This window comes from Arsenicicoccus piscis, assembly GCF_022568835.1.
GTDB classification, from domain to species: domain Bacteria; phylum Actinomycetota; class Actinomycetes; order Actinomycetales; family Dermatophilaceae; genus Arsenicicoccus; species Arsenicicoccus piscis.
Window position 1 is genome coordinate 296,515 of sequence record NZ_JAKZHV010000002.1, and the last position, 21,959, is coordinate 318,473.

17 protein-coding genes and 2 rRNA genes are annotated in these 21,959 nt (G+C 68.9%); 2 read left to right on the forward strand and 17 right to left on the reverse strand.

All coding sequences use genetic code 11. The features are described from left to right. Positions 1–25: 25 nt before the first annotated feature. From steA to MM440_RS04405, 7 genes are all read right to left on the reverse strand, one after another. Positions 26–1,210, reverse strand: coding sequence for a putative cytokinetic ring protein SteA (steA, locus tag MM440_RS04375; protein WP_241443360.1), 1,185 nt, complete (start codon positions 1,208–1,210; stop codon positions 26–28). 101 nt (positions 1,211–1,311) lie between these two features. Next, a complete protein-coding gene (locus MM440_RS04380; protein WP_420914129.1) occupies positions 1,312–2,796 on the reverse strand; it encodes a glycoside hydrolase family 68 protein in 1,485 nt (494 codons plus the stop codon). Positions 2,797–2,968: 172 nt separating this feature from the next. Then, complete coding sequence (locus MM440_RS04385) at positions 2,969–4,543, reverse strand: glycoside hydrolase family 32 protein (protein ID WP_241442567.1); 1,575 nt, start codon at positions 4,541–4,543, stop codon at positions 2,969–2,971. Positions 4,544–4,575: 32 nt separating this feature from the next. Then, positions 4,576–5,796, reverse strand: a complete 1,221-nt coding sequence (locus tag MM440_RS04390; protein ID WP_241442569.1) for a glycoside hydrolase family 32 protein — start codon at positions 5,794–5,796, stop codon at positions 4,576–4,578. Then, positions 5,793–6,680, reverse strand: a complete 888-nt coding sequence (locus tag MM440_RS04395) for a carbohydrate ABC transporter permease (RefSeq protein ID WP_241442571.1) — start codon at positions 6,678–6,680, stop codon at positions 5,793–5,795. Before MM440_RS04395 ends, MM440_RS04390 begins: the two co-directional genes overlap by 4 nt. 2 nt (positions 6,681–6,682) lie before the next feature. Next, positions 6,683–7,522, reverse strand: a complete 840-nt coding sequence (locus tag MM440_RS04400) for a carbohydrate ABC transporter permease (protein ID WP_241442573.1) — start codon at positions 7,520–7,522, stop codon at positions 6,683–6,685. A gap of 169 nt (positions 7,523–7,691) precedes the next feature. Next, positions 7,692–8,996, reverse strand: a complete 1,305-nt coding sequence (locus MM440_RS04405; protein WP_241442575.1) for an ABC transporter substrate-binding protein — start codon at positions 8,994–8,996, stop codon at positions 7,692–7,694. 106 nt (positions 8,997–9,102) lie between these two features. On the opposite strand from MM440_RS04405, the gene MM440_RS04410 reads away from it, so the two are divergent. Next, a complete protein-coding gene (locus MM440_RS04410; protein WP_241442577.1) occupies positions 9,103–10,191 on the forward strand; it encodes a LacI family DNA-binding transcriptional regulator in 1,089 nt (362 codons plus the stop codon). On the opposite strand, the gene recN is transcribed toward MM440_RS04410, so the two are convergent. Together recN and MM440_RS04420 are read right to left on the reverse strand one after the other, a co-directional pair. After that, a complete protein-coding gene (gene recN, locus MM440_RS04415; RefSeq protein WP_241442579.1) occupies positions 10,188–11,930 on the reverse strand; it encodes a DNA repair protein RecN in 1,743 nt (580 codons plus the stop codon). The two genes, MM440_RS04410 and recN, sit on opposite strands and share 4 nt — an antisense overlap. A 72-nt stretch (positions 11,931–12,002) precedes the next feature. After that, positions 12,003–12,443: a nuclear transport factor 2 family protein gene (locus tag MM440_RS04420; RefSeq protein WP_241442581.1), complete on the reverse strand. Its 441-nt coding sequence runs from the start codon at positions 12,441–12,443 to the stop codon at positions 12,003–12,005. A gap of 90 nt (positions 12,444–12,533) precedes the next feature. Between MM440_RS04420 and MM440_RS04425 the strand changes: the two genes are divergently transcribed. Beyond that, positions 12,534–12,956 carry a DUF1810 domain-containing protein gene (locus MM440_RS04425; RefSeq protein WP_241442583.1) on the forward strand — a complete coding sequence of 141 codons (423 nt, stop codon included), beginning with the start codon at positions 12,534–12,536 and terminating at the stop codon, positions 12,954–12,956. A 24-nt stretch (positions 12,957–12,980) separates the two neighbouring features. On the opposite strand, the gene MM440_RS04430 is transcribed toward MM440_RS04425, so the two are convergent. The 8 genes from MM440_RS04430 to MM440_RS04465 form a co-directional block, all read right to left on the reverse strand. Then, a complete protein-coding gene (locus MM440_RS04430) occupies positions 12,981–13,916 on the reverse strand; it encodes an NADP-dependent oxidoreductase (RefSeq protein WP_241442586.1) in 936 nt (311 codons plus the stop codon). A 38-nt stretch (positions 13,917–13,954) separates the two neighbouring features. Further along, a complete protein-coding gene (locus MM440_RS04435; protein ID WP_241442595.1) occupies positions 13,955–14,866 on the reverse strand; it encodes an NAD kinase in 912 nt (303 codons plus the stop codon). Further along, positions 14,863–15,705: a TlyA family RNA methyltransferase gene (locus tag MM440_RS04440; protein WP_241442597.1), complete on the reverse strand. Its 843-nt coding sequence runs from the start codon at positions 15,703–15,705 to the stop codon at positions 14,863–14,865. The genes MM440_RS04435 and MM440_RS04440 overlap by 4 nt, the downstream gene beginning before the upstream one ends. Then, the gene (locus MM440_RS04445) at positions 15,702–15,884 is read right to left on the reverse strand and encodes a restriction endonuclease subunit S domain-containing protein (RefSeq protein WP_241442599.1); all 183 of its coding nucleotides are present in this window, start codon (positions 15,882–15,884) and stop codon (positions 15,702–15,704) included. Before MM440_RS04445 ends, MM440_RS04440 begins: the two co-directional genes overlap by 4 nt. Then, the gene (locus MM440_RS04450) at positions 15,881–16,942 is read right to left on the reverse strand and encodes an HAD-IIA family hydrolase (protein WP_241442607.1); all 1,062 of its coding nucleotides are present in this window, start codon (positions 16,940–16,942) and stop codon (positions 15,881–15,883) included. The genes MM440_RS04445 and MM440_RS04450 overlap by 4 nt, the downstream gene beginning before the upstream one ends. A gap of 1 nt (position 16,943) precedes the next feature. After that, positions 16,944–17,756: a tetratricopeptide repeat protein gene (locus MM440_RS04455; protein ID WP_241442609.1), complete on the reverse strand. Its 813-nt coding sequence runs from the start codon at positions 17,754–17,756 to the stop codon at positions 16,944–16,946. Positions 17,757–18,427: 671 nt separating this feature from the next. Further along, positions 18,428–18,544, reverse strand: a 5S ribosomal RNA gene (gene rrf, locus MM440_RS04460). Between the two features lie 160 nt (positions 18,545–18,704). Next, positions 18,705–21,815, reverse strand: a 23S ribosomal RNA gene (locus MM440_RS04465). Positions 21,816–21,959: the final 144 nt, after the last annotated feature.

Genomic DNA, 21,959 nt, shown 5'->3' on the forward strand with positions numbered 1-21,959 from the left:
GCGATCGGGGACGAGATGACGGCGCTCACGTGACCAGCCCGACGATCCACGAGACCAGGTCGTCCCAGCGCGCACCGATCAGCTGGAGCAGGGCCTGGCCGCCCGGGGTCGCCGCGAGCGCGGCCCACAGCGCGAGCAGGCCGACGAGCGCGAGCAGCAGCATGGAAAAGCTGGAGATCCGGGAGCGGTAGAGCCGTGACACGCCCTTGGCGTCGACGAGCTTGCCGCCGACCCGCAGCCGGGTGAGGAAGGTGCTGGCCATGCCGGCGCGACCCTTGTCGAGGAACTCGACCAAGGTGGCGTGCGTGCCGACGGCGACGATCAGCTCGGCGCCCGCGTCGTCGGCGATCAGCATGGCGATGTCCTCGCTGGTGCCGGTGGCGGGGAACACGATGGCGTCGATGCCGAGATCGGTGACCCGCTGCAGCCCGGGGGCCCGACCGTCGCGGTAGGCGTGGACGATGATCTCAGCGCCGCAGGCCAGCGCGGCGTCGCTCACCGAGTCCATGTCGCCGACGATGAGGTCCGGCTTGCGGCCCACCTCCAGCAGGGCGTCCGCTCCCCCGTCGACGCCGATGAGAACGGGCTTGTACTCACGCATGTAGTGCTGCAGGGCGCGCAGGTCTTCCTTGTAGTGGTAGCCGCGCACCACGACGAGCACGTGCCGGCCGCGCATCTCGGTCTTGAGCGGTGGCAGCCCGACGCCGTCGAGCAGCAGGCCGCGTTCCTTGGCGATGTACTCGAGGGTGTTCGCGGCGAACGCCTCGATCTGCTCAGCGAGCCCGTCGCGGGCCCGCTCCATGTCGGCCTCGATGGCCTCCCGGGTCGAGAGCTGACCGGAGGCGACCACCCGGTCGTCCACCAGCAGGTCGGCGCACTCCAGCTTGCCGAGCTGGCCCTCCTCGACCTGCTCGAGCACGGCTGCGCCGACCTGGTCCACGAGCGGGATGCCCGCGTCGAGGATGATCTGCGGGCCGATATTGGGGTAGCGGCCGGTTGTGGAGCGGCGCGCGTTGACGATCGCGGAGGGGCTGCAGGCGACCAGCGCCTCGGCGGAGACCCGGTCGATGTCGGCGTGATCGATGACCGCGATGTCCCCGGGGCGCAGCCGCTTGGTCAGGTCCTTGGTGCGCCGGTCCACCTTGATCGGGTGCAGGCCGTCGACCGAGTCCTCCCCGCGAGGGTGCCGGAGTCTGCCGAGGGTCGTCATCGTCACCATCGTGCCATGAAAGCCTTTGAATCCGGTGAGCGGCGGCCCGGTCGGGTCGACCGGGCCGCCGCTCTGGGTCAGCCGATGTATCAGCCGATGTGTCAGCCGATGTCGTGCAGGGCTGGGATGTAGCCGTAGCCGAGCAGACCGTTGGTGCCGACGGAGCGGTCGACGGAGGTGGTGGTGGCGCCGATCCGCAGCTTGACGGTCGGGGCCAGCGTGCCGCCACGACGCCCCTCGACGTTGTCGATGAACGACTCCACCAGGCCGCCAGGCATCACGTAGTGGGAGTACGCCTGGAACTGCCGCCCGTTCTGCAGCGGGTCGGTCGAGGTCAGGTTGAGGTCCGTGGGGTTGCCGAGCACCAGCCCGCCGCCGTTCAACGGCTGGAAGTCGCTGCGGATCCCGTTGCCGACGAACCCGTAGACACCGTCCGGTCCGCGCAGGCCGGCGGCATAGGTGAAGGCGTGGCTGATCGTGAACAGGTAGTACTTGTAGATGTTGCCGACCTTCTTGATCACGAACTGCGGGCGCTCGGTCTGGTCGTTGACGCAGTTGGCCGAGAGGATCGGGGGCAGGAACTTCCACTTGGTGAGGTTGGCGTTGGTCGCGACCGCGAGACCGATGTTGGCCATCTGATAGTTGGCGCCCGCGCTGGTCACCTGGGCGGGGTTCTCACCCGACCGACCGAGGTCGCTGCGCTGGCACTGGTAGTCCCCGCGCTTGCCGGCCGTGTTGCCCTCGAAGACCATGAACGTCTTCCCGGGGTGAGCCGGGTCCTCGAAGGTGTAGGGGTCGCGGAAGCTGAAGTACGGGTTCTGGTCGTTGGTCTGGTAGTACGTGCCGTCCGGCTTGAGCAGCGGGGTGGTCTTGGTGAAGCCGGTGAGCCACACGCCGTTCGCGTTCGCCCGTAGGGCACCGGTGGACAGGGCGATCGTCGCGTCCGGCTTCGCGCGGTCGGCGAAGTCCAGGTGCGTGTAGAACAGCTTGACCTGTCCGTTGTTGAACACACGGGCCGACCCCGACCACTCCGCCTGCGTCTTCGGGGTGCGATCGCCGAAGACGTGGCCGCCGTAGATCCACGGCTTGTTGGGCTCGGACGCCTTGCGGAACCAGTAGCTGATCCGCGCGTTCACGTGCCGGTCGTCGAAGGTGTAGCCCGCGTAGGGGTCGGCCGTCAGGGAGAAGATGACGTTCCAGCCCTTGAAGCTGTAGGTGTTCCCGTGCGCGTCGGTGAGCGGCCAGGTGTCCCACACCCACACCTGCTTGCCGGCCTTGTCCTTCATCACCGGGAAATCGACCGGGATCTCGGGCATCGTCAGCCGCGTGGGCAACGAGTTGGTGCCCGGGGCCACGTTGGGGTCCGAGGACGCCTTGATCTTCTGCGCGTCGGCCCGGGTCCAGCGCATCGTGAAGTTCGACCAGGGCGAGAAGTCGTCCTGGGTGTGCGTGGTGGCCGGTGTCGCCGCAGGCCGCTGGCTTCCCGGGGGAGCCGACGTGCCGGCGAAGGCAGCAGGGGCGGCGAGGAAGCCGGTGGACGCGACCACGCCCACGGTGACGATGGTGCGGATTCTCTTCATGGTCATGCCTTTCCAAAGGATCAACAGTGAACCTACGGGGCAAGCGGTGCGCACGAGCGCACGTTGCGTGACTGCCATGCGCCAGATCAGCGTACGTCGCGGCGGCCGCCTGCGAGCGGGCTGAGCAACTTGCGCAACATTTGCGCAAAGGGCGACGCTCGGTGCCGACCCGCGCGAGTCAGCCGATCGGGGTGATCTCGGTGATGCGAACGTTGCGCAGCTCACCCCCTCCCCCGACGCCGTAGAACGCCAGCCCGTCGTCCCCGGGCTCGGCGAAGGCGAGGTTGGAGTGCACCGAGCGGCCGTCGTCGAAGAAGACCTCGATGGTGCTGCGGTCGACCAGCACGGTCACGTGCACGGAACCACGCGACAGGTCGAACGGGCTCTTGGTCTCGGCGAACCGGCCGGGGTTGCCGGCATGCGCGCGGTTGACATAGGCGTAGTCGCCGTAGACGCCGATGTCGCCGTGCCGAGAGCCGTCCGCGCTGCGCCGGACCTGGATGCCCACGTTGGTCTCGGGCGTGTGCTGGCTCCAGGTCAGATCGGCATCCAGCACGTATGACTCACCGTGATAGGGCATCACTCGGGTGCCGTCGACCGGCACGGTCCCGAGATCGATCGTCCGGCTGGCTCGTTGTCGCAAGGTCGACACCGGTGCGGAGCGCAGGGACATCCGGCCGCCCTCGTCGACGAGCCTCAGCTCCCGCACGATCGAGTCGGTCCCGGTGAACCCGTCGCTCGTCCAGGTAGGAGCGGGCTGGTTGGCGTAGGCCCAGTTGTTCATCCAGCCGATGGCGAAGCGGCGCTGGTCGCTCGTCGGATCGGCATAGGTCACCGCGCCGTACCAGTCGTTGCCGTGGTCGAGCCACTGGACGGTCGGGTCGTCGGGAGTGAAGGCTCGTCCGTCGAACGAGCCGACCCAGTAGGCATAGGTGTTGGGCCCGCCCGAGGGCGTCTGGTTGCCCGAGACGCCGAGCACCCACTTCGTCTGGCCGCTCGCCGTGCGGATGGTGAACAGGTCGGGGCACTCGAGCGTGCCGAGGTCATCGCGGACGTAGCCGGACACGTACGTCCACGACTTCAGGTCCGGCGAGGTGTAGAACCCGACCTTGTTGCCCTCGGCGAGCACGGTCACCCACTGCTGGCGCGCCTCGTCACGGATCACCTTGGGGTCGCGGAAGTCTCGGACACCCGGCTTGGGCATGACCGGCCGCTCGCCGTACGGCTTGAACGTCTTGCCCCGGTCGACGGAGTACCACAGGAACTGCGCCTGGGGCCCTGAGGCGTCGACGATCTGCTGCGGGGTCGGGTGGTCCATCTGGGTCACCAGCGCGACGATGGCGCCCTTGCCGAATCCCGCACTGCCCGTAGTGTCCTCGACGACCGAGCCGGACCACACGTCGAAGTTGGCGTTGGTCTTCTTCGGGATGGCCACGCCCTGGTCGGTGAAGGTGACGTTGTCCTTCGTGGTCGCGTGGCGCCAGGCGGTGCCGACCTCGCGCGGGTAGTCCGCGTTGTAGAGGTAGTAGTAGTGGAACGCGCCGTCGAACCAGATCGGCCGCTGCGGGTCGTTCTTCCAGTGGTCCGGCACGGTGAAGTGGTACGTGTCGCGGCGGCTGGTGGGGTTGATCGCGGGCACGGAGCTGGCCGCGCCCGCCGTCGAGCCCGCGGTCCTCGAGGCGTCCGCGGACGAGCCATGACCGGGCGTCGCGTTCGTGCACCCCATGGCCGTCAGCATGAGGCTCAGTCCCATGCCTGCGCCCGCCAAGCGGGTCGAGCGCCGCATCAGGACGCCTCCCCCGGCCAGGCCAGGAGCCGGCCGGTCGCCGCGCCGAGGCGCACGCCCGGGTCGAGCGCCAACGCGGTGAGCTGTCGCTCCGTGCTCACCTCCACCAAGCCTTGGTCGATCACCACGTCGACCTGGTCGACCGGCACGTCGAGCACGACGGAGATCTTACCGGCGGTCACCTCGACACCGCGCCAGGTGCGCTGCAGCGACGCCGGGCGCCCGCCTCCGACCAGCTCCAGCCGGTCGCCGACGCGAGCGTCCCAGGTCCAGCCGGCGAGGTCCGCACCGTCGCGCGGTTGCGTGTGGGCCACGGCAGGGTGCGGGGTCAGGCGGACCGACCCGTCGACGACCCGGATGTGGTAGGGGATGCTCAGCGCCCCCATCCAGCCGTCCAGGGCACTGCCCACCCCCCGGATCCAGAACATGATCGTGGGGTGGCCCTCACGGTCGGTGAAGACCGTCGGCGCGTAGTGTCCTTCGCCCTTGGTCAGCTCCGACCACCGGACGTCACGCAGCTCGTGCCCGTCCAGGGTGCCGACCGCGGCGCAGATCTCGTAGGTCTGCTCGTCGGCCCAGGTGCCGACCAGCAGGACGTCCGCCCCGTCGACCCGCAGGACCTGCGGACACTCCCAGGCCGCCCCGAGCCACGGCTGGTCCGGTGAGCCGTCGGGTGCCCCCATGAGCAGAGGCCCCTCGTAGTGCCACGAGCGGCGGTCGGTCGAGCCGAAGCTCAACACCGCAGGTCGCCCGTCGCGGTAGCCGGCGCCCACGATCATCCGCCAGCCGTCGGGGGTGCGCCGCACCGCGGGGTCGCGGAAGACGCGCAGGTCCTCGTGCACCGGCGCGGCGACGACCCGCTCACCCGCGGCCCAGGTCGACCAGCTCGCGTCCAGGGGCCGGGCCTCCCGGATGGCGCCGAGGTTGAGGTCGGGGTCGGTGACGGAGGTGTAGTAGATGACCGGGTCGCCGTCGTCCACCAGGCACCCCGTCCAGCACCCGACCTCGTCGGTCGCGGGAGCGAGCGCGACGCCCTCGTCGTGCCAGGTCTGCAGGTCGGTGCTGGTGGCGTGCCCCCAGTGGATCGCCCGGTCCCAGGTCGTCCCCAGCGGGTTCGCCTGGTAGAACGCGTGGTAGCGCCCGTCGTGGAAGGTGATGCCATGCGGGTCGTTGAGCCAGCCGCGACTGGCGGTCAGGTGCCGACGGGGACGGCCGCTCATCCCTTGACCCCCGTCGAGGCGATGCTGCCGATGAACGCTCGCTGGAAGGCGAGGAACAGGGCCAGCACGGGGAGGGTGATCAGGGAGGCGTACGCCATCATGGGACCCCACTCGACGTTGAGCTGGAAGAAGTAGGAGACGCCGACCATGACCGGCCGCAGCTCCTCGGACTGCACGACCATCAACGGCCACAGGTACTGGTTCCACGCGGGGAGGAACGTGAGGATCGCCACGGTGGCTGTCGCCGGCCCGGACAGCGGCATCACGACCTGCCGGTAGATCCGCCACCAGCTGGCGCCGTCCACCCGCGCCGCCTCGTCGAGCTCCTTCGGGATCGACTGGAACGCCGAGTAGTAGAGGTAGATCGAGAACGCGTTGGCGATGAACGGGATGATCTGCACGCGGTAGGTGTCGAGCCAGCCGAAGGTCCACACGGGGACTCCGTCCTGCAGGACCAGCCAGGGCAGCTTGTTGACCCACCAGAGCAACGGCAGCGCGAAGGTCTCGAAGGGCACCGCGAGCGTGGCGATCACCGCAGACAGCACCAGGCCCGACTCCCGCCAGCGCAGGCGCGACAGCGCGAACGCGGCCAACGAGTTGACCACCACGCCGAGGACGACGGTGAGGAAGGACAAGACGATCGAGTTGAGCAGGAAGCGCCCTGCCGGCACCGTCTCGAAGACGCTGCGGTAGTTGTCCAGCGAGATGCTGCCCGTGGGCAGGAACGCCGCGACGGACGACAGGTCCGCGAAGATCTGGTCGTCGGGCTTCAGCGAGGAGACGAGCATGAAGACGATCGGGAAGGCGAAGAAGCAGGCGAGCAGCACACGCACTGCCCACAGCACGGGGCCGCTCCACTGCGAGCCGCCGGGGCGTGAACTCATCATCAGTCCTTGTCTCGGGTGAGGAAGCGCTGCACCAGCGAGATGGTGAGCACGAGCGCGAAGAAGACCAGGGAGATCGCTGACGCGTAGCCGGTCTCCTGCTGCTGGAAGCCCACGCGCACCGCCTGGTACACCACGGTCGACGTGGACCCGAGCGGGCCACCGCTCGTCATGACGTTGATCTGGGCGAAGAGCGACAGCGCGGCGATCGTGATGGTCACGAGGATGAAGGTGCGCGTGTTGCGCAGCCCCGGCCAGGTCACGTGCCAGAACCGCTGCCAGGGGGTCGTCCCGTCCAGCTCGGCAGCCTCGTAGAGCTCACCGGGGATGGTCTGCAGCCCGGAGAGCCAGATGACCATGTGGAAGCCGACGGCCTGCCACACCGACATGGCGATGATGGCCGGCATCGCGGTCGAGGGGTTCGCGAGCCAGTCCGCGCCCTGGATCGTGTTGAAGCTGACTGCCTGCAGCAGGTGGTTCACCAACCCGTTCTGCTGGTACATGAACTTCCACAGGATCGACACGACGACGATCGAGGTGACGACGGGGATGAAGTACAGCGTGCGAAACACGTTGGTGCCCCGGGACGAGCCGTTGACGAGCAGCGCCAGCACGAGCGCGAGGGCGGACTGCACCGGCACCACGACCACCGCGAAGTAGAACGTGTTGCGCAGCGACTGCCAGAACAGCGGGTCGTGGAGCAGCCGCTCGAAGTTGGCCAGCCCGATCAGCGTCGACGGCTCCGGCGAGACCAGCCGGGCATTGGTGAAGGCCAGCACGAAGCACAGGACCACGGGCACGAGGAAGAAGACGACGAGCAGCAGGACGGCGGGGGCCGCCATGACTCGACCGGCCCAGCCCTCCGTGCTCCGACCGCTCCGGCCGCTCCGACCGATCCGGCCGCTTCTGCCTCGCCTGCCCTGACCCGTGGCCCCCTGGACGACAGGGACGTTCATGAACACTCCTCGGTGAGGGTGCCCGGGCAGCACTGCCCGGGCACCCGGGGTTCGATCAGAACCCGTAGTAGTTGTTCGACGAGAGGTTGCTGTCGATGTCGGCGGCAGCCTGGTCCAGGATGGCCTTGACGTCGCCGCCCGCGACGATGTCCTGCGTCGCCTTCGCGAAGGTCGAGGTCAGGTAGGGGTAGCCCGGGGTCGCCGGACGCATGGTCGCGAACTTCTTGGACTCCTCGAGGAAGAAGCGCTTGGCACCGCCCGGGGCCCAGTCCGGGAGCGCCGCGGCGGCCTCCTCGGTGGCGGGGATGACGTTCTGCTTCTGCGCCATGGCGACGAGGTACTTCTTGTCGAGCGAGAACTTCAGGTAGTCCAGGGCGGCCTCCGGCTTGTCGCAGGTGGCGCTGATGGCCCACTGCCAGGAGCCACCACCGATCTTGGGACCCTTGCCGAGGTCCGGCGGGGGCAGCATGACCCCGTCGGCGCCCAGCTTGGACAGGTTGCCCGAGTTCCAGATGCCCGACCAGACCATCGCCGACTTCCCGTTGACGAAGTCCGCGAACGCGTCCGGGCCGGACTTCGCCGGCGAGTAGCCGCCCTTGACCAGGCCCTGGAGCCACTGACCCCACGCGATCGCCTCGGGGCCGTTGAGGGCGCCCTTCGCGGTCTTGAACGTCTCCCGGTTGATCATGTCGCCGCCGAAGCTCTGCAGGAACGGCGAGTAGCCGTAGCTCCACCACTCGGTGCCGGAGTCACCGGTGCCGAGGTCGAAGGCGATCGGGTACTTGCCCGCGGCCTTGAGCTTGGTCAGGGTCGTCTTGAACTCTTCGGCCGTCCAAGGCTTCTCGATCGTCGGCACGCGACCGCCGACCGAGGTGATGGCGGACTTGCGGGCAAAGATCGCCAGCGCTGCGTCGTAGTAGCCGATCGCGTAGAGCTTGTTCTTGTAGGTGCCGAGCGTGCTCTTGAGCTGCTTGTCCGTGAGCGAGGCGGGCAGGTCGAGCGGGCGCAGGTAGTTGGCGAACGCCCAGTTCGGCACGTTGGGGGCGTCGGTGTCGAGCAGGCACGGCAGCTTCTTGGACGTGGCGGCCGCGACCACGGAGCTGTTGTAGGACTCCTGGGGGAAGGCTTGAACCTTGACCTGGTACTTCTGCTGGCTGGCGTTGTAGTCCTTGACGATCTGCTGGACGACGGCGAGCTCTTCGGGGTTGCCGGCGTTGTGGGTCCACAGCGTGAGCTCGTTGCCCGAGGACCCACCGCCGCTCTCCTTGGCCGTGCCGCAACCCGCGGCAGTGATCGCGATCGCGACCCCGGCCGTGGCTGCCGCCACCCGCTTCATCGTTGAACGTGAGGTGACACTCATCTCCATGGCTCCTGTGGCGTGGGACGTAGCGGTGAACGTTGAAGTAACGTTACTTCACCTAAGCGGAATCGTTTCTTCGTGTCAAGAGGGCCGCTACTATCCGGATATGAGCCGCACCGACGCCCCCCGATCGCCCCGGCGCGGGCGGGCCACCTCCACCCAGGCCACGCTGCGCGACGTCGCGGATGCGGCGGGGGTCTCCGTCACCACCGCCTCGGTGGCGCTCAACGATGTGCGCGCCGGCGTGCGCGTGAGCGAGCCCACCCGCCGGCGGGTGCGCGAGGTGGCCAAGCGCCTCGAGTACCGACCCAACAGCGTGGCCCGCAGCCTGCGGACCCAGAGCACCCAGACCATCGGCTTCATCTCCGACGAGGTCACCACCACTCCGTTCGCCGTCTCGATGCTGGCCGCCGCCCAGGCCGAGGCGGCGCGCCACGACCAGCTGCTCTTCGTGCTCAACGTGGGCGTCGACGCGACCCCCGCGATGCAGCGCCGAGCGGTGGACGCCCTGGTGGAGCATCGGGTCTCGGGCATCATCTACGCGTGCATGCACCACCGGGAGATCGACGCCCCGGACTTCCTGCCGCAACGCACGGTCTTTCTGAACGCCCGCGACGTGACGGGCCGGCACCGCTCGATCGTGCCCGACGACGAGCAAGGGGGCAGGCTGGCCGCCACCGCCTTGGTCGAGGCCGGTCACGAGCGCATCGGCTACCTGGACGACAGCGCGGGCAACGTGGCAGCCCCGTTGCGACGCAAGGGATTCCAAGACGTCTTGCGAGAGTCAGGGCTGGGCCGCTCCGCCTCGTGGGAGCGGTCCGCGACGCCCGACGTCTCCGGCGGTCGAGACACCGAGCTGTTCTTCGACCTGCCGATCGACCAGCGCCCCACCGGGCTGTTCTGCTTCAACGACCGGATGGCGATGGGCGCCTACCAGCGCCTGCGGCGACTGGGCCTGCACGTGCCGGACGATCTGTCGATCGTGGGCTTCGACGACCAGGAGTTCATCGCCGCCGAGCTGGACCCGCCGTTGACCACCGTGCGCCTCCCGCTCGCCGAGATGGGCGCCCGGGCCGTGCAGCAGGTCCTCGACGCCGACCCGGCGACACCTGACGAGCAGACCGTCCGGGTGCCGTGCACGCTCGTGCGCCGCGCATCGGTCGGCGCCCCACCCGCAGTGCTCGAACAGGGCTAAGCCGGGCCGGAGGCGTGCTCCGGCAGGGGGCGGGACGAGCCCAACAGCTCGCGGGCGTGCTCGACGGCGGTCGCGGAGGTGTCGCCGGCCATCAGCCGGGCCAGCTCGTGCAGTCGCTGGTCGCCCTCCACGACGTGCACCCCGCTCGCGGCGATGGTGCCGTCGTCGGACTTCTCCACGACGAGGTGACGGTCGGCGAAGGCCGCCACCTGCGCGAGGTGGGTCACGACCACGACCTGTGCGGTGCGAGCCAGCTCGGCCAGCCGGCGACCGACCTCGGTCGCGGCCTTGCCGCCCACGCCCGCGTCGACCTCGTCGAAGACGAACGTGGGGACGGCCGTCACGCCGTCGGCGTCCATGCGGGTCGCCACCTCGAGCGCGAGCATCACGCGCGACAGCTCACCGCCCGAGGCCGCCTTGACCACGCTGCGCGCCGGAGCGCCCGGGTTGGCGGCGAGCTCGATGGCGACCTCGTCGCCGCCATGCCGGGCCAGCTGACCGGTCGGCGTGATGCGGGCGCTGATCGTGGCCTTGGGCATGGCCAGACGCCTGACCTCGGCGGTCGCCCGCCGGCCCAGTCGCTGTGCCGCCGAGACCCGGGCGGTGTGCAGCCGCTCCCCCGCTGCCTCCAGGTCCGCCCGCGCCTGTTCGACCTCGGCGTCCAGGGCAGGGAGCCGCTCGTCCGCGTCGCGCAGCGTCGACACGGTGGCCGCGGCCTCGCGCGACCAGGCTATGACGTCGGCGACCGACCCACCGTCGGCGTAGCGTCGAGACAGCCGGCCCAGCTCGGCGCGACGCAGCTGGACCTGCTCGAGACGAGCGGGGTCGACCTCGACACCGGCGAGGTAGGAAGCCACATCGGCTCCGAGATCCGTTGCCAGATAACCGAGCTCGCTCGCCCGCTTGGCCAACGTCTCCATCTCGGGGTCCAGGTCGGCGCCCTCGCGCAGGGCGTCGCCGGCGCTCGCCAGGCCCGCCGTGACACTGGCCCACGCGGACTCCCCCGCGTCCCAGTCCGAGTCGCCGCCGACCAGCAGCGCGTGCGCCCGGGCGGCGCTGTCGCGCAGGGCGTCGGCGTGACTGAGCCGGGCGTCCTCGGCCTTGAGCTCGTCGTCCTCACCGGGGTGGGGGTCTACGGCCTCGATGTCGGTGAGCCCCGCCGACAGCAGCTCCAGCTCGCGGGCCCGCTCGGTGGCCTCGGCCTGGAGCCGGTCGCGCTCGGCCACCAGCGACCGCACCCGCTCGTAGCACGGCTCGTAGGCCGCCAGCGCCGCCAGCACCGCGGCATCGGAGGAGTCGAGCAGCGCACGGTGCTGCTCGGGCGAGCGCAGCCGCAGCTGGTCGGCCTGTCCGTGGACGGCGACGAGCTCCTGCCCGACCTCGGCGAGCACCCCGATCGGCACGGTGCGGCCGCCGAGGTGGGCGCGTGAGCGGCCCTCCGCGGAGACCGAGCGCGCCACGATCAGCTCGCCGTCCTCGGTCTCGGCGCCCGCCTCGTCGGCCCGCTCCAGCACGGGGTGGCCGAGCGGCAGCAGCGCCACCCCCTCGACGAGGGTGCGGCGCGCACCGGAGCGCACCCGCGCGGCGTCGGCCCGCTCGCCGAGCAGCAGCCCGAGCCCGGTGAGCACCATCGTCTTGCCGGCGCCCGTCTCACCGGTGATGACGTTGAGACCCGGCGACAGGTCGAGGACGGCGTCGTCGATGACCCCGAGCCCCGTGATCCGGATCTGTTGCAGCATGCCAGAACCCTAACGCCCCCTACCGACAGGGGGTCCGATCCTGCGCGCCGGCAGACCTGGCGCACGGCCTGGCTAGGTGGGGAGCTCCCCCTCGCCGGGCGTCACCCGCAGCTCTCTCTCGTCGATGGCCACGTCGTTGATCGAGGCCTCGCGCCGCCGCATGTAGCCCAGCTCGTCGAACTCCCACAGCTCGTTGCCATAGGAGCGCCACCACTGACCGCTCGCGTCGTGCCACTCGTACTGGAAGCGCACCGCGATCCGGTCGTCGGTGAACGCCCAGAGGTTCTTGCGCAGCCGATAGTCGAGCTCGCGCTCCCACTTGCGGGCGAGGAACGCGACGACCTCCTCGCGGCCGCGCAGCTGTTCGTCGCGGTTCCGCCAGACGGTGTCGACGGTGTAGGCGCCGGCGACCCGCTGGGGGTCGCGGGTGTTCCAGGCGTCCTCGGCCGCCTGCACCTTGCGCAGGGCGGTCTCGCGCGTGAACGGCGGCACGGGCCGGCGGGCTTCGGTCATCTGCTCACCCTGCCACGATCCGCGCGTCCGAGACAGGGCCGAGGGGGCTACCGGGGTCTGTGGCACGGACACCCGTGACACAGTGGAGCGATGGACGACCTCTCTCGCTTCGTCGAGGCCCAGGACGCGCACGGCACCTACGACCAGGCGCTCGCCGAGCTGCGGCGCGGCCGCAAGACCAGCCACTGGATGTGGTTCGTGCTGCCGCAGGTGCGCGGGCTCGGGCACAGCGGCATGGCGGTCCGCTACGGCGTCGTAGACCTCGCCGAGGCTCGCGCGTACCTCGCGGACCCGGTCCTCGGGCCGCGGCTGCACGAGTGCTGCGCGGCACTGCTCGCCCTGCCGACGACCGCGACGGCCGAGTCGGTCATGGGCGGCATCGACGCGGTGAAGCTGCGGTCGTCGATGACGCTGTTCCACCGCGCCGACCCGCAGGACCCGGCCTTCACCGACGTGCTCGACCGCTACCTCGACGGCGCGACGGACGACGCCACAGACGCCCTGCTCCGCTGACCTGTGCAGGCGAGCTCCGGACCGTCACCGTGGCTCGGGCGACGGGCGCGGCCCGCGGACCACGGTCTTGCCTGTGGCGTGACCCGTCTCGACGGCGGCGACGGCGTCCGCGGCCTCGTCGAAGCCGTAGGTCGCGGCGATGATCGGAGCCAGCACGCCGTCGGCGACCAGTGCCGCGACCTCGGCGTAGACCGCGCTGCTGCGTCGTCGAGTGACCCCAGCCCCGCCCAGCTCGGCGGCGAGGGCCGGCGCGGCCGCGCTGCGGATGGCCCCGGGGACGCGCAGCAGCGTGGCCGCGTCGGCCAGGACCGAGCCGCCGACGGCGTCGATGATGGCGTCGACCCCGTCAGGGGCGGCGGCGCGCACCCGGTCGACGAAGCCGTCGCCGCTGCGCACGTGGACGGCGCCCATCCCCTCGACGAGCTGCTGCTTGGCCGGACCCGCGACGCCGACGACCCGCAGGCCGAGGTGCCGCCCGAGCTGGGTCGCGCTGGTGCCGACACCGCCACCAGCGCCGAGGACGAGCAGGGTCGACCCGGGTCGCAGCGCGAGCTCGTGCAGCGCGTCCCACGCCGTGCCCGACGCGACCGGGAGGCACGCGGCCTGCTCGACGGAAACGCCGTCCGGGACGGGTGCGGTCTGGGCGGTGTCCAGGACGACGAGCTCGCTGAGCGCGCCGAACCCGGCTGCGGTCGAGCCGAAGACGAGCTCACCCTCGACCAGCTCGGTTGCCGACCCGGCGGACTCGACGACGCCGGCGGCCTCACGGCCCATCGCCATCGGGAGCTGGACGGGCACCGTGCCCTGGCGCGCACCGTCGCGCACCTTGATGTCGGCGGGGTTGATGCCGGCTGCGGCGAGACGCACCACGACCTGGCCAGGACCAGGGGTCGGGTCCGGCACGTCGAAGAACCGCTGCACCTGCGCGCCGCCGTAGCGGTCGAAGCCGTAGAGCCGCATGGTCGTCCTCCTAGCAGTCCGCACGGGTGCCGGGACGGCTACCCGCGCAGCCGATCCCGGGCCGCGCCGCGCCAGCCCACGATCGACAGGTCGAACTTCGCGACGAGCCGGCTGGTGAAGGGGGCGGACGTGAGCCGGGCGAGGCGCACCGGCTGGTCGGCCCGCCGGGCCTCGACCCGCGCGCCGCGCGGCAGCTCGACCATGCGTCGCCCGTCGCACCAGAGCACGCCGGTGCCCTGGTTGGCCTCCAGCAGCTCGACGGCCGCGGTCGAGTCAGGGCTGAGGACCATAGGGCGGGCGAAGAGGGCGTGCGCCGACAGCGGCACGACGAGGATCGCCTCGACCGTCGGCCAGACCACCGGGCCCCCGGCCGAGAAGGCGTAGGCGGTGGAGCCGGTCGGCGTCGCGAGGATGACGCCGTCGCACCCCCAGGTGGACAGCGGCCGGTCGTCGATCTCGAGGGTGAGCTCGATCATCCGCTCGCGGGAGGCCTTCTCGATCGTCGCCTCGTTGAGCGCCCAGGTGCTGGCCACCTGCTCGCCGTCGACGAAGACGTCGACCTGCAGCGCCAGCCGCTCCTCGACGGTGTAGTCGCGAGCGACGATCCGCTCGACCACGTGCTCCAGGTGGTCGCGCTCGGCCTCCGCGAGGAAGCCGACGTGCCCCAGGTTGACCCCGAGCACGGGGACGTCGCTGGCGCGCGCGAGCTCGGTGCCGCGCAGGATCGTGCCGTCACCCCCGAGCACGCACACCAGCTCGCAGCCCTGCGCCGCGCACTCCTCGGCGACCTCGACGGCGCCGCGCAGCCGGCTGTCGTCGATGTGGTCGACGTCGTCGCGGACCATCGCGACCTCCAGGCCGGCCCCGGTCAGCCGGTCGATCACCGCGGCGGCGATCTGGACGGCATCGGCCCGGCGCGGGTGCACGACGAGCAGGATGCGGCGGCTCACGAGAGGGTCTCCTTCGACGGGCGGGGCGGACCGCCTGCGCGGTCGACGACCAGGGGTTCCACCCTAGCGGCATCCACCGACAGCCCAGGCCGCGGTGGCGGGTCGGCCGACGGGTGACGGCACCACAGCAGCACCTCGACGTTGCCGTCGCCGCCCGCGATGGGGCTACGAGCCAGGCCGTGGACCGTCAGGCCCATCCGCTCGGCCTCCGCCGCGACCCGCACGACCGCCTCGACCCGCTGCTCAGTGCTGCGCACCACACCGGTGCGCCCGAGCCGGTCGCGCCCCACCTCGAACTGCGGCTTCACCAGCAGCACCAGGTCGGCGCCCGGCAGAGTGAGCGCGCGCAGCCGGTCGAGCACGAGGGTCAACGAGATGAAGGAGAGGTCGCTCACGAGCAGCTGGAACGGCCCACCGAGCTCGTCCGGCTCGACGTAGCGCACGTTGACCCCGCTGCGCTCGTCCACCCGTGGGTCGTCCGCGACCTCGGCCACGAGCTGGCCGTGGCCGACGTCGAGCGCGCAGACGGACGCGGCCCCCCGGGTGAGCAGGACCTGGGTGAACCCGCCCGTGGACGCGCCCACGTCGAGGGCCCGGCGGCCGGCCACGACGATCTCCGGGAACGCCTCGAGAGCCGCGAGGAGCTTGTGCGCCGCGCGGCCGACCCACGGGTCGACCTCGCCGACCAGCTCGAGGGAGGCGTCGTCGGTCACCGCGTGCGCGGCCTTGCTGACGACCGCACCGTCCACGAGGACACGCCCCTGGTCGAGCAGCGCCTTGGCCTGGGCGCGCGAGCGCACCAGCCCGGCGCGCACGAGGGCGGCGTCGAGCCTGGTCACGAAGGCGTGGGACCGCTCACGCCCGACAGCTGGCGCTGCAGCAGGTCGTGCACCCGCTGCGCCGCCTCGATCTGGGCGTCCAGCGGCTGCTCGGCCGCGGCCTCCAGGTCGGTGAGGGCGGCGTCGATGCGGTCCTGCTCGGACTGCGGCGGACCGGGGACGCCCATGGGCTCGCTCATGCTGCCTCCTGCTGGTCGAGCTGTGCCTCGAGGTCGGTGAGGGTCGCGCGGATGGGCTCGGTCAGCTCGCGCGGGGCGCGGCCGTCGTCGATGGCCGTCCAGCAGCAGGCGAGGGCCGCGCGCGCCTGCTCGATGGGGCTACCGCCGTCGAGCCGGAGCGCGAGCTGGTCGCCCTCGCCGGTGAGCTCGGCGCGAGCCTCGCCGCAGGTCCACGCGTCGCCGTCGGCAGTCGGCGCGACGTAGTCCTCGTCGAGCGCCCGCAGGTCGCGCGCCACGAACGTCGGGCGGTGCTCCGCCGGACCCGCCGCGGCGTCCACCAGGCGGTTGATCCCGGTGAGGACGAGCAGCGACGGCATCCCGGCCGCGTGCGCCCCCTCGATGTCGGTGTCGAGCCGGTCCCCGACGGCGAGGATCCGGTCCACGGACTCCCCCAGGCGCTGCGCGCACAGCTCGTAGAGCGGGGGGTACGGCTTCCCGGCCACCAACGGGTCCACGTCCACGGCGTTGCGCACCGCGGCGACGGCCGAGCCGTTGCCCGGCGAGATGCCGCGGCCGGTGGGGATGGTGAGGTCGGTGTTGGTGGCCTGCCAGAGGGCGCCCGCGCGCACGGCGTAGGCCGCCTCCTGCAGGTCCGACCAGGTCAGCTCCTTGCCGTAGCCCTGCAGCACCCCCACGATCCGGTCCGCCACCGCGTCGTCGTCGATCCGGTCCTGCGGGGCCACCGGCTCGAGGTTGACCTCACGCAGCGCCAGCGCGACCCCGGGGCCGCCGACCGCGAGGACCGTGGCCCCTTCGTCGAGCCGCTCGGCGATCATCGCGGCGCCCGCCTGGGCGCTCGTCACGACCTGCTCGGGTCGGGTCGGGATGCCGAGCCGGGTCAGGTGCTCGGCCACCTCGGCCGCCGGGCGCGCCGCGTTGTTGGTGGCGTACATGACGCCCACGCCGCTGCCCGGCCGCCCGGCCAGGGCGTCCACCGCGTGCTCCACGGCACCGTCACCGCGGTAGACCACCCCGTCCAGGTCGACCACCAGTCCGGTGAAGCTGTCGATCAGCGCCATCTCAGCGGTCCTCGCCGTGGCCGTCGTCGGCACGCTCGTCCGCGTCGTCGTGCTCGCCGTCGTCGTCGAGCTCGTCGCGGTCGTGGTCGTCGAGCTCGTCGTCCTCGTCCTCGAGCAGGTCGGTCAGCTCGTAGCCCTGCAGCTCGGCGATCCGCTCGTCGGCGTCGGTCTCGCCCTCGTGGTCGGCGGAGGCGGCGGTGACGAACCACTCGTGCGCGCCCTGCTCGTCGCCCAGCTCGAGCAGCACGTCGGCGTAGGCATAGGCGAGCCGGGCGTACCACGGCTTGTTCTGCCCGGTGCGCAGCGCCGGGGTCTCGAGGACCAGCTTGGCTGCGTCCAGCTGGCCGAGGTCGCGCCGGATGCCGGAGATGACGATGAGCAGCTCGACCCGGTCGGCAGCCGGCAGCGCACCGGCCTCGGGGCTGGTCGCCAGCTCCAGCGCCTTCTCGGGGCGGCCGAGACCACGCTCGCAGTCGACCATGTGCGCCAGCAGGTGGTTGGACCCGGACATGCGACGGGCCGTGCGGAACTCCGCCAGCGCGCGCGACCAGTCACCCTCGCGGTAGTAGACCAGGCCGAGCGCCTCGCGGGCCGCGGCCACCCGGCCGGCACGACGCACCGCCGTCTCGGCGTGCGCCTTGGCCCGATCCAGGTCGATGTCCATCATCCGCGCAGTCATCACCAGGTGCTGCCCGACACCCTCGGCGTTCTCCTTGCTCAGGGTGCGCAGCTGGGTCTTCACGGGCCGGTCCAGCTCGAAGCCGGTCACGTCCTCGTCGATGGGCGGCTCGACCTTGCGGCCCTCACCGGCCACCCGACGCGGTCCGATCGGCCGGCTGTCCCGGCCGACGCCACCTCGCTGGGCGGAGTGGGTCAGCCCGCCACCGGGGCGGCCACCATCACGGTCGTAGCCCCCACGGCCAGAGCGCTCCCCACGATCGGGTCGGAACCCGCCGCGGTCAGACTGCTCCCCCCGGTCCGGACGGAACCCGCCGCGATCAGACCGCTGCCCACCGCCGTAGCCACCCCGGTCAGAGCGCTCCCCACGATCGGGACGGAACCCACCCCGGTCAGACCGCTCGCCACCGCGGTATCCCCCACGGTCAGAGCGCTCACCCCGGTCCGAACGGAACCCACCACGATCGGAGCGCTGTCCACCGCCGTAGCCACCACGGTCGGAACGCTCGCCACCGCGGTATCCCCCACGGTCGGAGCGCTCGCTCCGCTCGGACGCACCGCCGCGCGAGTCGCCGAGGCGCTCCGCGCGACGAGGTCCGCCGGCACCGCGAGAGAAGCCCCCTCGTCCGCCGCGCGACTCCTCGCGCCCGCTCGAACGCTCGTCCTCTGGCTTGGCCACTGTCGTCTCCTTCGTCATGGGCAGCGCACTGCTCCTCGATCTTACGCGGACATGCGGAAAGGGCCCCTCAGGGCGATCGACCGACTTTCGTCGGGATCAGCTCCCAAGGGACCCTCTCCAGCAAAGATGTCCGGCGGCGTCCTACTCTCCCACACCGTCACCAGTGCAGTACCATCGGCGCTGTCAGGCTTAGCTTCCGGGTTCGGAATGGAACCGGGCGTTTCCCTGACGCTATGACCGCCGTAACCCTCTCACCCACACCCCCACACAGTCAGCCACCCATGAAGGGCGCTTCCCGAGCGTTCGGGCCTGGGAAATCCAGTCACAACCAAACAACACAACCTCACCCGCCAAGCGGGTGGGGGTTGTGCTCAGTGAACAACACAGTGGACGCGAGTCATCATCATGGTCAAGTCATCGGCTTATTAGTACCGGTCAGCTCCACACATTACTGTGCTTCCACATCCGGCCTATCAACCCAGTAGTCTAGCTGGGAGCCTCTCACCCACAAGGGGCACGGAAACCTCATCTTGAAGCATGCTTCCCGCTTAGATGCTTTCAGCGGTTATCACTCCCGAACGTAGCTAATCAGCGGTGCTCTTGGCAGAACAACTGACACACCAGAGGTTCGTCCATCCCGGTCCTCTCGTACTAGGGACAGCCCTTCTCAAGTTTCCAACGCGCACAGCGGATAGGGACCGAACTGTCTCACGACGTTCTAAACCCAGCTCGCGTACCGCTTTAATGGGCGAACAGCCCAACCCTTGGGACCTACTCCAGCCCCAGGATGCGACGAGCCGACATCGAGGTGCCAAACCATGCCGTCGATATGAACTCTTGGGCAAGATCAGCCTGTTATCCCCGGGGTACCTTTTATCCGTTGAGCGACCGCGATTCCACAATCCACGGCCGGGTCACTAGTCCCGACTTTCGTCCCTGCTCGACCTGTCAGTCTCACAGTCAAGCTCCCTTGTGCACTTACACTCAAAACCTGATTGCCAACCAGGCTGAGGGAACCTTTGGGCGCCTCCGTTACCCTTTAGGAGGCAACCGCCCCAGTTAAACTACCCACCAGGCACTGTCCCTGATCCGGATCACGGACCGAGGTTCAGGCATCCAGCACGACCAGAGTGGTATTTCAACGATGACTCCACCATCACTGGCGTGACAGCTTCACAGTCTCCCACCTATCCTACACAAGCCGTGCCGAACACCAATACCAAGCTATAGTAAAGGTCCCGGGGTCTTTCCGTCCTGCTGCGCGTAACGAGCATCTTTACTCGTAGTGCAATTTCGCCGAGTTCGCGGTTGAGACAGTAGGGAAGTCGTTACGCCATTCGTGCAGGTCGGAACTTACCCGACAAGGAATTTCGCTACCTTAGGATGGTTATAGTTACCACCGCCGTTTACTGGCGCTTAAGTTCTCAGCTTCGCCCCGAAGAGCTAACCGGTCCCCTTAACGTTCCAGCACCGGGCAGGCGTCAGTCCGTATACATCGAATTACTTCTTCGCACGGACCTGTGTTTTTAGTAAACAGTCGCTTCCCCCTGGTCTCTGCGGCCAATCACGCTCAGACAGCGTGTGTCATCACGATCATGGCCCCCCTTCTCCCGAAGTTACGGGGGCATTTTGCCGAATTCCTTAACCACGATTCACTCGATCGCCTTGGTATTCTCTACCTAACCACCTGAGTCGGTTTGGGGTACGGGCGGCTCAGTCCCTCGCTAGAAGCTTTTCTAGGCAGCATAGGATCACCCTCTTCCCGCATACGCGGTCACTATCAGATCTCACCCTACATGTGCCACGGATTTACCTATGACACGGGCTACGTCCTTGGACGTGGACAACCATCGCCACGCGGAGGTTACCTTCCTGCGTCACTCCATCGCTTGCCTACTACCAGATCAGGCCGCTCCATCCACCACGCACCCTCCCCGAAGGGAGGTTACGCGCAGCTTCACCGAGCTTAGTATCACTGGCCTCGACAGGGGCGGTACTGCGCCGGTTCCGGAATATCAACCGGATGTCCATCGACTACGCCTGTCGGCCTCGCCTTAGGTCCCGACTTACCCAGGGCAGATTAGCTTGACCCTGGAACCCTTGGTTATTCGGCGGACGGGTTTCTCACCCGTCATTCGCTACTCATGCCTGCATTCTCACTCGTGTAGCGTCCACGACTGGATCACTCCGCCGCTTCACTCGCCACACGACGCTCCCCTACCCATCAACACGCCTGAACCACAAACGGCTTAGCAATGTGTCAATGCCACAGCTTCGGCGGTGTGCTTGAGCCCCGCTACATTGTCGGCGCAGAATCACTTGACCAGTGAGCTATTACGCACTCTTTAAAGGGTGGCTGCTTCTAAGCCAACCTCCTGGTTGTCATCGCAACTCCACATCCTTTTCCACTTAGCACACGCTTAGGGGCCTTAGCTGGTGATCTGGGCTGTTTCCCTCTCGACTACGGAGCTTATCCCCCGCAGTCTCACTGCCACGCTCTCACTTACCGGCATTCGGAGTTTGGTTGACGTCAGTAACCCGGTGGGGCCCATCAGCCATCCAGTAGCTCTACCTCCGGCAAGAAACACGTGACGCTGCACCTAAATGCATTTCGGGGAGAACCAGCTATCACGAAGTTTGATTGGCCTTTCACCCCTACCCACAGCTCATCCCCCCAGTTTTCAACCTAGGTGGGTTCGGTCCTCCACACGGTCTTACCCGCGCTTCAACCTGGCCATGGGTAGATCACTTCGCTTCGGGTCTAGACCCCGCGACTACACGCCCTGTTCGGACTCGCTTTCGCTACGGCTTCCCCACACGGGTTAACCTCGCCACGGAGCACTAACTCGCAGGCTCATTCTTCAAAAGGCACGCCGTCACCCCACAAGGAGGCTCCGACGGATTGTAAGCGCACGGTTTCAGGATCTATTTCACTCCCCTCCCGGGGTACTTTTCACCTTTCCCTCACGGTACTAGTCCGCTATCGGTCACCAGGGAATATTTAGGCTTAGCGGGTGGTCCCGCCAGATTCACACGGGATTTCTCGGGCCCCGTGCTACTTGGGATACGACCCAGAAGTCCACACCATTTCGCCTACGGGGGTCACACCCTCTGTGCCCGGCCATTCAAGACCGTTCGGCTATGACGCAGATTTTTCACTCCTCACCAGCTTGTCAGCACTGGAACGGATCGTCCCACAACCCCGGCCATGCAACCCCTGACAGGTATCACACACAACCGGTTTAGCCTCTTCCGCTTTCGCTCGCCACTACTCACGGAATCACTGTTGTTTTCTCTTCCTGTGGGTACTGAGATGTTTCACTTCCCCACGTTCCCTCCACACACCCTATATATTCAGGTGCAGGTGACAAGACACTCATCTTGCCGGGTTTCCCCATTCGGACACCCTCGGATCACAGCCTGGTTATCGGCTCCCCGAGGCTTATCGCAGATTCCCACGTCCTTCTTCGGTTCCTGGTGCCAAGGCATCCACCGTGCGCCCTTAAAAACTTGGCCACAAAGATGCTCGCGTCCACTGTGTAGTTCACAAAACACAACCCCGACCAACCCCGAGCACCCACCAACAGGCAGGACACGAGACCAGTGAGGACCAACCACCACACCCCCCACAAACGGGGGGCGCCCGATGATCGAGAACCC

Excerpts from the sequence above, each read along its gene's own strand:
- MM440_RS04405 (WP_241442575.1), bottom strand. The coding sequence starts at position 8,996 with ATGAGTGTCACCTCACGTTCAACGATGAAGCGGGTGGCGGCAGCCACG.
- MM440_RS04380 (WP_420914129.1), bottom strand. The coding sequence starts at position 2,796 with ATGACCATGAAGAGAATCCGCACCATCGTCACCGTGGGCGTGGTCGCG.
- MM440_RS04395 (WP_241442571.1), bottom strand. The coding sequence starts at position 6,680 with ATGAGTTCACGCCCCGGCGGCTCGCAGTGGAGCGGCCCCGTGCTGTGG.
- MM440_RS04445 (WP_241442599.1), bottom strand. The coding sequence starts at position 15,884 with ATGAGCGAGCCCATGGGCGTCCCCGGTCCGCCGCAGTCCGAGCAGGAC.
- MM440_RS04425 (WP_241442583.1), top strand. The coding sequence starts at position 12,534 with ATGGACGACCTCTCTCGCTTCGTCGAGGCCCAGGACGCGCACGGCACC.
- steA (WP_241443360.1), bottom strand. The coding sequence starts at position 1,210 with ATGACGACCCTCGGCAGACTCCGGCACCCTCGCGGGGAGGACTCGGTC.
- MM440_RS04410 (WP_241442577.1), top strand. The coding sequence starts at position 9,103 with ATGAGCCGCACCGACGCCCCCCGATCGCCCCGGCGCGGGCGGGCCACC.
- recN (WP_241442579.1), bottom strand. The coding sequence starts at position 11,930 with ATGCTGCAACAGATCCGGATCACGGGGCTCGGGGTCATCGACGACGCC.
- MM440_RS04420 (WP_241442581.1), bottom strand. The coding sequence starts at position 12,443 with ATGACCGAAGCCCGCCGGCCCGTGCCGCCGTTCACGCGCGAGACCGCC.
- MM440_RS04450 (WP_241442607.1), bottom strand. The coding sequence starts at position 16,942 with ATGGCGCTGATCGACAGCTTCACCGGACTGGTGGTCGACCTGGACGGG.
- MM440_RS04400 (WP_241442573.1), bottom strand. The coding sequence starts at position 7,522 with ATGGCGGCCCCCGCCGTCCTGCTGCTCGTCGTCTTCTTCCTCGTGCCC.
- MM440_RS04385 (WP_241442567.1), bottom strand. The coding sequence starts at position 4,543 with ATGGGACTGAGCCTCATGCTGACGGCCATGGGGTGCACGAACGCGACG.
- MM440_RS04430 (WP_241442586.1), bottom strand. The coding sequence starts at position 13,916 with ATGCGGCTCTACGGCTTCGACCGCTACGGCGGCGCGCAGGTGCAGCGG.
- MM440_RS04390 (WP_241442569.1), bottom strand. The coding sequence starts at position 5,796 with ATGAGCGGCCGTCCCCGTCGGCACCTGACCGCCAGTCGCGGCTGGCTC.